General features: G+C 26.6%; 15 protein-coding genes. 12 read left to right on the top strand and 3 right to left on the bottom strand.

Features of this window, described 5'->3' with window-relative positions:
* Positions 1 to 81 precede the first annotated feature (81 nt).
* Complete coding sequence (locus tag GE118_RS03245) at positions 82 to 759, top strand: Fic family protein (protein WP_158764003.1); 678 nt, start codon at positions 82 to 84, stop codon at positions 757 to 759.
* The gene (locus tag GE118_RS03240; RefSeq protein ID WP_158764002.1) at positions 743 to 1,162 is read left to right on the top strand and encodes a hypothetical protein; all 420 of its coding nucleotides are present in this window, start codon (positions 743 to 745) and stop codon (positions 1,160 to 1,162) included. Before GE118_RS03245 ends, GE118_RS03240 begins: the two co-directional genes overlap by 17 nt.
* A 147-nt stretch (positions 1,163 to 1,309) precedes the next feature.
* On the opposite strand, the gene GE118_RS03235 is transcribed toward GE118_RS03240, so the two are convergent.
* A complete protein-coding gene (locus GE118_RS03235; protein WP_158764001.1) occupies positions 1,310 to 2,176 on the bottom strand; it encodes a MurR/RpiR family transcriptional regulator in 867 nt (288 codons plus the stop codon).
* Positions 2,177 to 2,482: 306 nt separating this feature from the next.
* Here GE118_RS03235 and GE118_RS03230 point away from each other — a divergent pair, with 306 nt between their 5' ends.
* The 10 genes from GE118_RS03230 to GE118_RS03185 all read left to right on the top strand — a co-directional run bounded on the left by GE118_RS03230 (position 2,483) and on the right by GE118_RS03185 (position 11,608).
* Entirely contained in the window at positions 2,483 to 3,550 is a 1,068-nt protein-coding gene (locus GE118_RS03230) for a phospho-furanose lactonase (RefSeq protein WP_158764000.1), read from the top strand.
* 30 nt (positions 3,551 to 3,580) lie between these two features.
* A complete protein-coding gene (locus tag GE118_RS03225) occupies positions 3,581 to 5,374 on the top strand; it encodes a PTS ascorbate transporter subunit IIC (protein ID WP_158763999.1) in 1,794 nt (597 codons plus the stop codon).
* Positions 5,375 to 5,433: 59 nt separating this feature from the next.
* Positions 5,434 to 5,715 carry a PTS sugar transporter subunit IIB gene (locus GE118_RS03220; RefSeq protein ID WP_158763998.1) on the top strand — a complete coding sequence of 94 codons (282 nt, stop codon included), beginning with the start codon at positions 5,434 to 5,436 and terminating at the stop codon, positions 5,713 to 5,715.
* A complete protein-coding gene (locus GE118_RS03215) occupies positions 5,715 to 6,194 on the top strand; it encodes a PTS sugar transporter subunit IIA (RefSeq protein ID WP_370452036.1) in 480 nt (159 codons plus the stop codon). The genes GE118_RS03220 and GE118_RS03215 overlap by 1 nt, the downstream gene beginning before the upstream one ends.
* A gap of 9 nt (positions 6,195 to 6,203) precedes the next feature.
* A complete protein-coding gene (locus GE118_RS03210; RefSeq protein ID WP_158763997.1) occupies positions 6,204 to 6,860 on the top strand; it encodes a 3-keto-L-gulonate-6-phosphate decarboxylase UlaD in 657 nt (218 codons plus the stop codon).
* On the top strand, positions 6,835 to 7,716 hold the full coding sequence (locus tag GE118_RS03205) for an L-ribulose-5-phosphate 3-epimerase (protein WP_158763996.1): 882 nt from the start codon (positions 6,835 to 6,837) through the stop codon (positions 7,714 to 7,716). Before GE118_RS03210 ends, GE118_RS03205 begins: the two co-directional genes overlap by 26 nt.
* A complete protein-coding gene (locus GE118_RS03200; RefSeq protein ID WP_158763995.1) occupies positions 7,716 to 8,450 on the top strand; it encodes an L-ribulose-5-phosphate 4-epimerase in 735 nt (244 codons plus the stop codon). The genes GE118_RS03205 and GE118_RS03200 overlap by 1 nt, the downstream gene beginning before the upstream one ends.
* Positions 8,434 to 9,276, top strand: a complete 843-nt coding sequence (locus tag GE118_RS03195) for an HAD family hydrolase (protein WP_158763994.1) — start codon at positions 8,434 to 8,436, stop codon at positions 9,274 to 9,276. The genes GE118_RS03200 and GE118_RS03195 overlap by 17 nt, the downstream gene beginning before the upstream one ends.
* Entirely contained in the window at positions 9,263 to 9,757 is a 495-nt protein-coding gene (locus GE118_RS03190) for a hypothetical protein (protein WP_158763993.1), read from the top strand. Before GE118_RS03195 ends, GE118_RS03190 begins: the two co-directional genes overlap by 14 nt.
* 192 nt (positions 9,758 to 9,949) lie before the next feature.
* A complete protein-coding gene (locus tag GE118_RS03185) occupies positions 9,950 to 11,608 on the top strand; it encodes an IS1634 family transposase (RefSeq protein WP_158763992.1) in 1,659 nt (552 codons plus the stop codon).
* 251 nt (positions 11,609 to 11,859) lie between these two features.
* Here GE118_RS03185 and GE118_RS03180 read toward each other — a convergent pair whose 3' ends face one another.
* Together GE118_RS03180 and dcm are read right to left on the bottom strand one after the other, a co-directional pair.
* On the bottom strand, positions 11,860 to 12,600 hold the full coding sequence (locus tag GE118_RS03180) for a type II restriction endonuclease (protein WP_158763991.1): 741 nt from the start codon (positions 12,598 to 12,600) through the stop codon (positions 11,860 to 11,862).
* 1 nt (position 12,601) lies between these two features.
* Positions 12,602 to 13,561, bottom strand: coding sequence for a DNA (cytosine-5-)-methyltransferase (gene dcm / locus GE118_RS03175; protein ID WP_158763990.1), 960 nt, complete (start codon positions 13,559 to 13,561; stop codon positions 12,602 to 12,604).
* Positions 13,562 to 13,569: the final 8 nt, after the last annotated feature.

Raw genomic sequence — 13,569 nt, 5'->3', positions numbered from 1 at the left:
GTTTTAGGAATATTCTATAAAAATAAGATAATATTTTTATAGATAAAATCTAAAAATACATTTCTAAATCAGGTGATCATTATGAAGAAATTTACTAAAACAGAAGTTGATCAATTAGCTTTATTGCTAACATATAGTTCATGTAAAATCGAAAACAACACTTTTACCTATCAAGAAACTAAAAACCTTTTAGAACACAATATTTTACCCGATACTTATAAGGACACAAGGGAAGTTTATGAGTTAATTAATTTCAAAAATGTTGTGTTATATATCGTTGAAAATTATGCAAATTTAGATATTTCGATCGATACTATTAGAAGTATACATAAAATTATTATGGAAAACATTTTGACTAATAATGGTGTATTTAGAAATCATAATGTTAGAATAAATAATTCAAGAACAATACCTTATGACTATAGTGTTATTAACTATAAATTAGAAAAACTTAATAATAGTTTTAAAGAAGAAATCAAAAATAAAAACAAAAACGAAATATATGATGAAGTTTTAAAATATCATTGTTACTTTGAAAAAATTCATCCATTTAGTGATGGTAATGGAAGAGTTGGAAGAGCATTGTTGTTTTTAATGCAGTTAAAATACGATTTAGAATTAAATTATATTGATCCAGAGTTTAAAATAGAATATTTCGATGGTATTGATCACTTTTTACTAACGGGTGATATTAGTAAATTACGAACAAATATTAAAAAGAGTAAAATAAAGGTGGCAAAAAATGTTAATACCTTATAAAATGATCCAATATTATCTAGTTAAAATATTTAATAAAATTTATGATAAATATGATGAAATGTATTTAACAAGATTGTTAATTGACAATAAAATCAAAAATGATTATCCATATAATGATAAGATCATTAGACTAATGCAAACCCGTTTTAAGGAAATGGTTAATAAATTAATCCAAAAAAATACTATATCTAACAGTGATAAAATGTTGAATTATTATGAAATAATACAAAAATATCCTAATATAGATATTTTAGAATTTAATCGTTTGTGTTATTTAAATAATTTAAGTTTAATTGTTGATTTTGATTTAACTCAAAAATATCATAATAACAATGAAATCTTACAAATTTATAAAACGGAAATAAAAACATTTAACGAAGATTTAAATTGTGTTTGAAAATAAGAAATCCTTTAGCTAAATCCAAAAGTGAAATCTTATTCATTTTTGATAAAAAAATATTGGTTTTTAACCAATATTTTAATTATTAATAAGTTTTTTATATTTTATAATAACAATGTTAATAGATAAATATCTTACTTATTATAAGAATTAATTCAATTCCTTAAATGGAATTGAATTTTTTAATTCTTTTCAATCTTCAATCATTCTCACACTTTTTTCTAAATTGTTTCTTAATTTTGGATCATTTATTAAACAGTTTTCAAAAATAAGATCACTAATAATTAATTGAGACATTTTTCCAGCTAAAGGTATGTCAATTGAACTTGTTTCAATTAATTCATATAAAATAGCAACATCAACATTAATGTTAGTTTGAATATTTTTACTATTATTTGCAACTAGAATTAATTTAATCCCTTTCTTTGTTGCTTCATTAATTACAAAATGAACTTCTGGAATACTAAAATAATTAGAAAATACAATTAAAACATCATTACTATCTCCATTAGCTAATGAAGGAAAAAAGATATGAAAATCATTTGCAAAAATGACTGATTTACCAATTTTTAATAAGTTGGAAGCTAAATTTTGACTCATTCTTAAACTACTACCACAACCAAAAACAAAAATTTTATTAGAATGATTTATTAACTTAGCACTTTCTTGAATTAAATTCAACATTTTCTCACTATTAATAGTGTTTAAAACATATCTATTAGCTTCAATAATAACATCAATGTTATTATTGATTTTACTATTGATCTTATAGACATCGATAAAATTTTGCATTCTTCGATTTATCTCAATTGAGAATTTATGATAATTTCGAAAATCATATTTTTTCACAAATCTAGTAATAGATGCTACTGAAACATTAACAAGTTCTGCAAGTTCTCTAATAGTGTAATTAAACCTATTGTTATTAATATTATTAATAAAATCTAAAATCTTAATATCATTTTTTGATAATCCACTTTTACGTTCAATGAGTGGCTTTGTTATATTTTTCTGCATATTATTAATTATATTAAGCAAATAATATTTTAATTTTAAAAGGAATTTTTTAATGTGGAAATTACCACATTTTGAATTAATTTTTTATTTAAAAATGTTAATTATTTTTAATAAAACTTGTTAAATATTACGCTAAATATGACTATTTAGCGTTTTTTGGTTTTTATAAGTATAAAAATGATACTTTTTTACATTTATTATCATACTTAAGCATTTGTTCAATGCAATAATAAGAATGTAAGCAAGTTTGTTTCTACAAGCCTTACTAATAATATAAATTAAACTGTTTATTTTGTAAAGGAGATTATGAATAAAAAAGAAAAATTTGCAAGAACTGTTTTTGGAGATATTCCAGCTTCTCAATTAGGAGTAACAGATTGCCATGACCACTTTATTAAAAATGGTGGTCCAGAAGTAGAAGAACACATTGATTTCTTAATGTTAAATGTTGATGCTTCAATTAAAGAATTTAAAGAATTTATAAATCGTGGAGGAAGCACCATTGTTACAATGGATCCACCTAATGTTGGTAGAGATGTTATCCGTACATTAGAAGTAGCTTCAGCGGTTAAAGATCTTGGAGGACATGTGATTATGTCTACAGGATTTCACAAAGCTAAATTCTATGACAAATACTGCTCATGATTAGCTTGTGTACCTACTGAAGATATTGTTAAAATGATGGTAGCAGAAATTGAAGAAGGAATGGACATTTACAACTATAATGGACCAGTAGTTAAGCGTTCAAGTGCTAAAGCCGGAATTATTAAAGCTGGTACAGGATATGCTGCTATTGATCGTTTAGAATTAAAAGCTCTAGAAGTTGCAGCAAGAACTTCAATCCAAACCGGATGTCCAATTTTAGTACATACTCAATTAGGAACAATGGCATTAGAAGTTGCTAATCACTTAATTGGATTTGGAGCAAATCCACGTAAAATTCAAATTTCACACTTAAACAAAAATCCAGATAAATACTACTATGAAAAAGTTATTAAAGAAACTGGTGTTACTTTATGTTTTGATGGACCAGATCGTGTTAAATACTATCCAGATTCAACACTAGCTGAAAATATTAAATATCTAGTTGATAAAGGATTACAAAAACACATTACTTTAAGCTTAGACGCAGGTAGAATTCTTTACCAAAGAAACTATGGAATCACTAAAGGTAAAGAAACATTTGGTTTAGCATATTTATTTGATAGATTTATTCCACTTTTAAAACAATTAGGAGTTGGGGATGATGCTATTGAAGATATGTTAATTAACAACCCTAGAGAAATTTTAGCTTTTGATGAACCAAGAGTTTATGATGAAACTAAAGTTCCAGAAGATTTACAACAACTTAAAAAAGATTTAAATTTAATTTAATTAACTTCACTTAATTAACGAAAGGTTATTATGTCAGCTAAGAAATTTCATATTAACTGACGGGCATTAATCTTTGTTGGTAGTGTATTAGGTTTATTTTTAATCTCTTTACTTGCAACTTTAGGAGTAAAGGGATTTAATGCAAATGGTTTTAAATTTTACATTGATCAAATTTTAATTGGAAACTTTTTTGGTATTAACCCACTACTAATTGGATTAATGGTTCTAATTGGTTATTTAGTTCTTGGTCGTAGCTTTGTTGATTCGTTTTTAGGAATGATTAAGGCTATGATTGGTGTTCTTATTTTAAGTATCGGTGCAGGAGTATTAGTTTCAACTGCAAAACCTATTTTCCTAGCGATTGCTAGTTTAGGAACTCAAATTACTCCATTAGATCCTTATTTTGCTTTAGCAGGGGGGGACGCTTGATTAAAATCTCTTAATTTAGTATTCTACACCTCAGCAATCTCATTTATTTTAATGATTGGATTCTTTATTAACATTTTATTTGTTATTTTCCGTCGTTATACAAACACACACTCATTAATGATTACTGGACATGTTATGTTACAACAATCAACTGTTATTACAGTAATCTTAGTTTCATTCTTTATGCTTCAAGGTATTGATATGAATGCTACTGGAGCTCAAGTTGGTGTTATTGTTCTTGGAAGTATTATTTTAGGTACTTACTGATCAGTTGCAACTTCAGCAACTATTAAAGGATCAGATGTTGTTACAGAAAATGCTGGATTTTGTGTTGGTCACCAACAAATGCTAGGATTAGCTATTGCATACAAAATCGGTAGATTCTTTGGTAAAAAAGAAAACTCATCAGAAAATATGAAACTTCATCCAAAATTAAAAATCTTTGAAGACAATATTTTCTCACAAGTAATTATTCTTTTAGCTCTTTTCATTGTATTAATTATTATTATTCAAGCCAAAACAGGTCAATTTGTTGATGATAAATTCCAAGTTAATGGTAAAAATTTAATAGATGTTGCATCTAATAAAGATTTAAAAATTGCAGGAGCAGTTATTAACTTTGGAAACTGAAAAGCTGCAAGAGGAAATGCATTTTGATTAGTTAATGTTATTTTCACAGTATTAAAACTTGTTGGATCAATTTTAGTAATCCAAATGGGTGTTAGAATGTTCGTTTCTGAACTTCAACAATCATTCCAAGGAATTGGAGAAAAATTAATCCCAGGTTCAGTAGTTGCGGTTGATGTTGCTGCTACATATGGATTTAGTCCAAACTCAGTAACTTATGGATTCTTCAGTGGTACTTTAGCACAATATTTAGCATTTGGTCTTGTTTTAGGAATATCATTTGCAATTCCTGCTAGTGCATCATTTAAATTAGCAATTGGAATTCCATTATTTATTACATTGTTCTTCAACTCTGGATCAATTGGAGTTTTTGCAAATGCTTCAGGTGGATACCGTGCTGCATTTATCGTTCCAGCAATCTTAGGATTCTTTGGAATTATAGTATCAAGTTTAGGATTAAGTATGATGAACTTCTTATTTAGTTCTCACAAAACATCATTAGATGCATTACAACTTGCACTTAATTCTAAAGGTGATATCAATTCACCATTCTTAAGCGGATACATTGGTATGTTTGACTGAAACTTCTTCTATGGTGGAGCTATGGCAATTTCAGCATTCAATCCTACAGTTGGAATAATTGTATTTAGCTCAATCCCAGTATCATTAATTATCTTTGCTCAATTAATGGATTCAGGAAGACAAACCAAAGCAACAGCTTTACAAAATATATTTAAAATCAAACCACAATTAATTACAGAAGGTTAATCATTTTTAATTAGTCGTAGCAAAGCAATACGACTAATTATTTTATTTAAGGAGTAAAAATGAAAGTTTTATGTTTATGCGGTAGCGGTATGGGAACTAGTATGATTATCAAAATGAAAGTTTCTAAAGCTATGAAAGATCTTGGAATTTTAGGTTCAGTTGATGCTTTAGGATTAGGACAAGGTAAATCTGTAGCTAATAATTATGATGTTATTTTATGCACTGCTAACTTTGTTTCTGAAGTTAAAACTTCAGCTTTAGTATATGGACTTAAAAATATAATGAGTGAACAAGAAATGAAAACAGCATTAAGTGATGCATTATCAAAAGGTATTAAATAATGAGTAAATTAAATTTATTAGAAAATTTAATTGAAAATAAATCAATTAGAGTTCACTTAGAAGCTAAAGATTGAAAAGATGCAATCAAATTAGCTTGCTTACCTCTAGAGCAATCTGGGGTTATTAATGAAAAATATTACAATGAAATCTTAAATCAAACTGCTAAATATGGTCCTTATTATGTTATTGCGCCACAATTAGCAATGCCTCATGCTTCAGCTACTGAAGATTGTGTATTTGGAAATGGATTTTCTTTAATTACTTTAAGACACCCAGTAGTATTTGAAAATGATCAAGAAGTAAGTGTTCTTATTGGTCTTGCTGCAAAAGATGGAGAAACCCACACTCAAATTGCAATCCCACAAATTATTGCAGTTTTTGAAGATCCAGATAATGTAACTAAGATTCAAGAATTTAAAACTGAACAAGAAATCATTGATTTTATTAAATCAGTTGATTACACAAAATATTTACCTTAAGGAGAATATATGGCTAAACCATTGTTACAAATTGCTTTAGATAACTTAACTATAGAAGAAGCTATTGCTTCAGCAAAAAAAGTAGAACCTTATATTGATGTTATTGAAGTAGGAACCATTTTAATTGCTAGTGAGGGTAAAAAAGCAATTAAAGCTCTTAAAGATGCTTTTCCAAATAAGATTATAGTTGCTGATGGTAAAATCGCAGATGCTGGAAAAGTATTTGGAAAAATGTTCTTTGAAAATGGAGCAGATTACACCACTTGTATTTGTGCTGCAGAAGTTCCAACTATTGTTGAAACTATGAAAGTAGCTAAAGAATACGGTTTAGATAAAGAAGTTCAAATTGAAATGACTTCAAACTTCACTTGAGAACAAGTAGAACAATGAAAAGCTGCGGGTGTTCCTCAAATTGTATGACATCGAAGCAGAGATTCTCAAGCTAGTGGAGTTAAATGAGGAGAAAAAGATATTAATGCAGTAAAACGTCTAGCTGATATGGGATTTAAAGTCACTGTTACTGGTGGAGTTAGTTTAGAAGACATTCAACTATTTAAAGATATTCCAATTTATATTTTTATTGCAGGTAGATCTTTAAGAGATGCGAATGATCCATTAAAAGCAGGAGAAAGTTTCCAAAATGAATTTGCAAAATACTGAAAATAATAGATTAGTTGGAATTTATGAAAAAGCAATTAATAATAAATTCTCACTAGAACAAAAAATTCTTATAGCTAAAGCTGCTGGATATGATTTTATGGAATTTTCAGTTGATGAATCTGATCAGCGTTTAGCAAGATTAGATTGAACTAATGATCAAATTCAAGAAGTTCAAGAACTATTGGTTAAACATAATTTTAATTTCAACTCTATGACACTTAGTGGTCATAGAAAATATCCTTTTGGTTCAAGTGATCCATTAATTAGACAAAAAGCTTTAGAAATAATGGAAAAAGCTATTATTTTAGCTAAAAAACTTGGGATTAGAACTATTCAACTTGCAGGATATGATGTTTATTATGAAAAATCTAATTCATTAACTAAAAAACATTTCATTCAAGGAATTAAACAAGCAGTTAAGCTTGCTACTAAACATTCAGTTATGCTAGCTTTTGAAATTATGGACACAAGATTTATGGGTTCAAATACTAGAGCATTAACTTATGTTAATTTAATTAATAGTCCTTATTTAAATATTTATCCTGATTTAGGTAATATTTACCAATGAGTTAATAAAGAAGATCTTTATAATGAATTTGAAATTGCCAAAAATAGAATTGTAGCATTTCATTTTAAAGATACTGTACCAAATAAATTTAGAGATACACCTTTTGGTCAAGGAACTGTTGATTTTGTTTTTATGCTTAAAATTCTTAAAAAATTAAAACTTAATCAACCAATTATGATTGAAATGTGGTCATTAAATGATCCAAAAGAAACTTATGATCAAGCAGTAAAATACATTGCTGATGCAAAAGATTTTTACCATAGACAATGACAATTAGCTAAAGGAGATAAATAATGCTTGCTTTACCTAAAGAATATTTAGATGAAATAACTCAACTTAAACAAGAAGTTTATGAAGCTAATATGTTATTAGTTAAATATAAATTAGTAATACACACTTGAGGGAATGTTTCAGGCATTACAAAAGATCGTAAATTTATGGTAATTAAACCTAGTGGAGTATCTTATGATACTTTAAAACCCAAAGATATGGTTATTACTGACTTGGATAATAATATTTATGATTCAAAATACAATCCTTCAGTTGATACCCCTACTCATACTTTGTTGTATAAAAATAATCCAGAAATGCAAGCAATTGTTCATACTCATAGTCCTTATGCTGTAGGTTTTGCTCAAGCAGGAAAAGATATTCCTTGTTATGGAACTACTCATGCAGATAATTTCTATGGTTCAGTTCCTTGTGCAAGAGCTTTAACTCCAGATGAAATTAATGGTCAATATGAACATAATACTGGATTGGTGATTTTAGAAACTTTTAAACAAAGAAAGATTGATTTTAAAGCTTGTCCAGCTACTTTAGTTAAAGAACATGGACCTTTTGTATGAAGTTATAAATCACCTAAAGATGCTGTAAATATGGCATTAACCTTAGAAGAAGTTGCAAAAATGGCAATTAATACTATAATTATTGAAAATAATGCTTCTCATCCTGCTCAAGAAGCACTCATAGAAAGACATTATCAAAGAAAACATGGAAAAAATGCAACTTATGGACAAAAAAACTAATTACACCACTTATGTATTTGATTTAGATGGAACTTTGTTAAATTCTAAAAAACAAGTTTCATCTGCAAATGCATCAATGTTAAATTTATTGCAAAATAAAAAGAAACAAATTATTATAGCTACAGGTAGACCTTATTATATGAACTTAGGTTTATTTAATGATTTAAATATCAAAGGCCCTATGATTTCAGCTAATGGTTCAATCATTTATGATTTATCTACTAAACAATTAGTTTATCAATCAACGATTGATAAACCTACAGCTAAATTAATTACTCAATATCTTGAAGATAATCAAATTGATTATTTAGGTTATACTACTTATTTTATGGTGGGTAAAAACTTTAATAATCCTTCTTGATTTAATCAAAGAATTTATCCTTTTATGAAAGAAGATAATAAGTATAAATGAGATTATAGAGAAATAGAAATTGCTAAAAACAGTGATGACTTAGACTTTGTAAAATTATTGGTGTTGTGTGAAAAAAATGAATCTAAAATCGCTGATTTAAAACAATTTCTTGCTCAATTTAACTCAATTTATACTGTAGCTTCCCAACAAGAAGTTCTAGACATTATGCCAAAAGGAACTAATAAAGGAAATACGTTAATCAAATTAGCTCAAATTTATAATATTAATCTTAATGATGCTGTAGCTTTTGGTGATGCAGATAATGATATAGAAATGCTTAAAGCTGTAGGTTATCCTATAGCAATGGGAAATGCTGAAGAATCATTAAAACAAGTAGCTAAAGATATAACTTTAACTAATGACCAAGATGGTGTTGCAATTAAAATTAAGGAATTAGAAGATGAAATTATTTAGTCGTGATTTTGAAATTTTAAGAGTTAATTATGTTAATGGGAGTTATTGAAATGTTCCATCCATTTTAACCACTTCTAGATACAAATGAGTTTCAAAACCCTATAAGAGTTTTGAACAACTACTTATTGATTCAAATAATTACAATAAACTAGTTTGAATTAGTTTAAATCAAGACCCTAAATTCTTAAGATTTAACGAAATTAATAAAATATATAACTCAAATATAAGAATTAATTTTAATGAAAATAATTTATTTAACAATAATCATGATTTTCTTTTATTTGATAATGTATATTTACGTTTAACTCCTAATTCTTTAAAAAAGATTCAAAAAGGATATTTATTTATTGGCGATAATCTTTCGTTATTAAAATTTATCAAAACCAATATTAAAGATTATTCTGCTGAATCAACTTATTATTTAGTTTATACTAAATTTGATTTTGATATCTTAGACGCAAATGAGAACAAAATCTTTTAATTAGCTATAGGTATTTACCTATAGCTTTTTTTATCCTTATATTATGAAATTTTTTCATTAAACAAATAATTTTTCCTGTGTTTCCAAGTTTTGACCAATTTTTTAGCACTTTTCCACACTTACTATACTACGTATAGTAAAAAAATTATTTTTTCCACATAATTACATTGTAATTATGGTATAATTAGGAGTATGAAAAAAGAAAAGTGAATTATTGTTAGAAGTAAAAGAAAAGACACATACTACATCACAGCAGCTATCTCAAATGGTCATGCTAGAGGTTATAAGAGAAGTATTGGTTTGGGGAATTTAGAAAAATTAGAAAAATCTACAAAAGACCCAATTAATCTCTTAAAAGAAGCTTGTGTTAGTTGAGATCCTGAATGACCTAAAGACAAAATTTTGCAAGAAGTAAATAAAGTTCTTAAAAATTCAGTTGTTGAATCAAAAGTTGTTAATTATGGTCATCAAGTTTTATTTAACACAATTGATGACTTGGATATTTTTGAGAAGACAAAAGAAACAAGATCAAAAGAATTAATAAAAATATTGAAATTTATAATTTCAACACGTATCCTAAAACAACAAAGTCTTATTAAAACTTTTGAAAGTATTCCTGATTATGAAATTGAATTTGATTCAAAAAAGACTACATTTTACAACTCTTTAGATTATCTTTCAGATAATAAAACAACTATTTTAAAAAACATCAATAATTCATTAATTTCTAAAAACCTAAGATCTGTTGATGTTATGTGATTTGATTCATCAACTGTATATTTTGAAACTTTTACAAGTTTAGGTCTTAAACACCCTGGATATTCAAAAGATGGAAAATTCAAAGAAGATCAAATTGTAGTAGGTTTAATCACTGATGAAAATGGTATTCCAATCCATTACAAATTATTTAAAGGTAATACAGCTGATCCAAATACTTTCATTCCATTTATCAATGAAATCAAGAAAATTTACAACCTTAGAATGGTTACAATAATTGCTGATAGAGGAATGAGTACTAATAAAAACATCAGATTTCTAGAACAAAATAATATAGATTTTATAATCTCTTACAGATTAAAAATCGCTACTAAAAGAACTAAATTATTCCCTCAAGATCCTGAAGGATATGTTGATTTAGATAATTTTAAATTCAAAGAAGAAACTTATGAATCACTATGACAGAAAAAACGTCCAAACGGAAGAACTAGACGTAGAATAATAACTTATAGTGAAAAACGTGCTAAAAAAGACAAGCAAGATAGACAAATTCTTATTGATAATTTCAATAAAAAAGCTAAAAATGGTATTGTTGCTCAAGCTGATTTGCTTGCTGGTAAAAAATACAAATTCTTTAAAGAAATTGAAAATGGTAAAACAACTTCTTATAAGTTAGATTACGAAAAAATCGAAAGAGATAAAAAGTTTGATGGTTTATATGCTTATGAAACATCAAGACACGATCTTACGGTTCAAGATGTTGTTGATTTATATGCAAAACAATGACAAGTTGAAGAAAACTTTAGAACATTAAAAAACGCTTTAAGAATTAGACCTGTGTATGTACGAAGCGACAAACACATTGAAGGATATTTCCTTTTATGCTTTATATCATTAGTTCTTATGAGATATTTACTAACTTTAGTAAATAAAAACCTAGAACCTGTATTAGGTGTTAAAAATGAAAGATTTACCAACACAAGATTAATAAAAGCAATTTTAAGTGCTAATAAATATATTGAAGTGGTAAATTCAAAAATTATCACTGAAAAATTAATAGAAAATAAAGATAATACGCAACATTTAAATGATTTTGCTCTTATCAAAAAGATATTAGAAACTCAAAAAATGTAAATTACAATGTAAATTTTTGAAAAAGTTAAAAAAAGAGCAATAAAATGCTCTTTTTATCGTTTTTTGTTAAAACTTGGAAACTCAGGTATTTATAATAATAAAAAATAAGCAGCTTAAAAAGTGCTTATTTTAATACGAAAGTGGGAAACGCAGGTTTAGTGCTAATTAGACCTTAAGAGCGATTAAAAAATGAACAAATATAAATTTGTTCATTTTGGGTTAAATTAAAACTACAAATAAATTTTAATTTATTAGAATAATTCTGTTGGATCTATTTTAAATTGTAGCATATTAGCTGATGGTCTACCACCATCACCACCTTTTCTCTGAATAGTAACCTTGCCAAGTTTTATAGAACCTTTAGGACTAATTGTGATTTTTCCATCATCATAATAATGATTTATAACTTCATTTATATTTTTTAGAACTCATTTTGCATTTTTATCAAGTTTTTGAGCAACCAATACTCATTCAGCACAAAATTCACCCCTACCCCTTAAAACATCTGTAAGAATAAGAATTTTATTTTTATCTATTCAATCTAATAAGATTTTTTGTTCATTTTCTGTAAATTCGTCCATAAACATCCGTCTATTATCTCTTGTACCAGTTTTATATGGGTGTTTTTCTCCGGTGAAGTATTCCAAAACTGAATACACATCTTGCGGAATTTCTCATAAATTATTATAACTTGATAATCATCTTTTGTCTATTTGATTAAATCCCTTTTTATTACTTACTAATTTAACCTGAATGTTTTCAACATCCAATGTATTTTTGAATTTGATTTGTACCTTTAGATTAACATCAGCTTTATAACCACTAATAACAATCGCTTTTACATATTCAATATTTTCAAGATTATATTGCATTATTTTCAATCAAACTTGTGCATCAATATCATTTTTTCAATTATTAAATTTATTAACTATTTCTATTTCGTTTTTAAAACCATTTTTAGCGGTCATTGATCCTAATTCAATTTTATTCATATTAATTTATACCTTTTATTTCTTTTAGCATATGATGTGTTATTTCTTTAATAACACTTACAGTCATAGCATTACCAGCTTGAGATAATACCGTGTTATTTGGTATTTTGTGTTGTTTAACTTTAATTGCTATTTCTTTTGGAAAACCTTGCAATAGTAATGCTTCATAACCGTTTAATTTCTTGATTTTTTTATTTTTTATATATAACAACCCATGTCTTCCGGTTCTTAAAGTAGGGAATACTTTATTATATTTTCTAAGATCTGATTGTCGTCAATCAATAACACAATTTTCTCAATTTGTTATCTCATCAATAGTGTATTTATTTTGGTTGTATTTATTTGATAAGTACTTTAAAAAAGTAGGATTGTTTTCTTGCAATTCTAGATCATTATCTTCATCTAAAAATTGATTAAAATCATAGTTGTTTTGTTTACCGTTTGGAAACTCAAAGTTCTCTGTTCCTAATTCTTTTTTAAAACCTACTAAATAGATTCTTTCTCTTGATTGTGCTACACCATAATCGATACTATTTAAAACTTTGTAAAAAACATTGTATCCAGCATTTTCTAATTCATTGACAATAGTTTTTAGTGTTTCGCCTTTATTATGATTTATTAAACCTTTAACGTTTTCAAGAAGAAAACACTTTATATTCTTATTAATTAATATTTGGATTAAAGAATAAATGATTTGACCTCTTTTGTCTTGCAAACCTTTTCTTTTACCTGCGATTGAAAAAGTTTGACAAGGAAAACCCGCAATCATAAAATCAAAATCAGGTAATTTTTGAATATCTACTTTTGTTAAATCTCCGTAATTATTAAAATCATTAAAAAATAATTTATAAGTATCATCTGCTTTTGGATCAATTTCACAATGCCCAACACATTCCAAACCATTTAATTCTAAACCTAATCTTCCTCCACCTATTCCTGAACAAAAATCAAAAAATTTCATACAAACTC

The sequence above is a fragment of the Mycoplasma sp. NEAQ87857 genome, assembly GCF_009792315.1.
Lineage (GTDB): Bacteria > Bacillota_I > Bacilli_A > Mycoplasmatales > Metamycoplasmataceae > Mycoplasmopsis.
The sequence above is the reverse complement of the archived record's forward strand: the minus strand, read 5'-3'. Positions and strand labels throughout refer to the sequence as shown.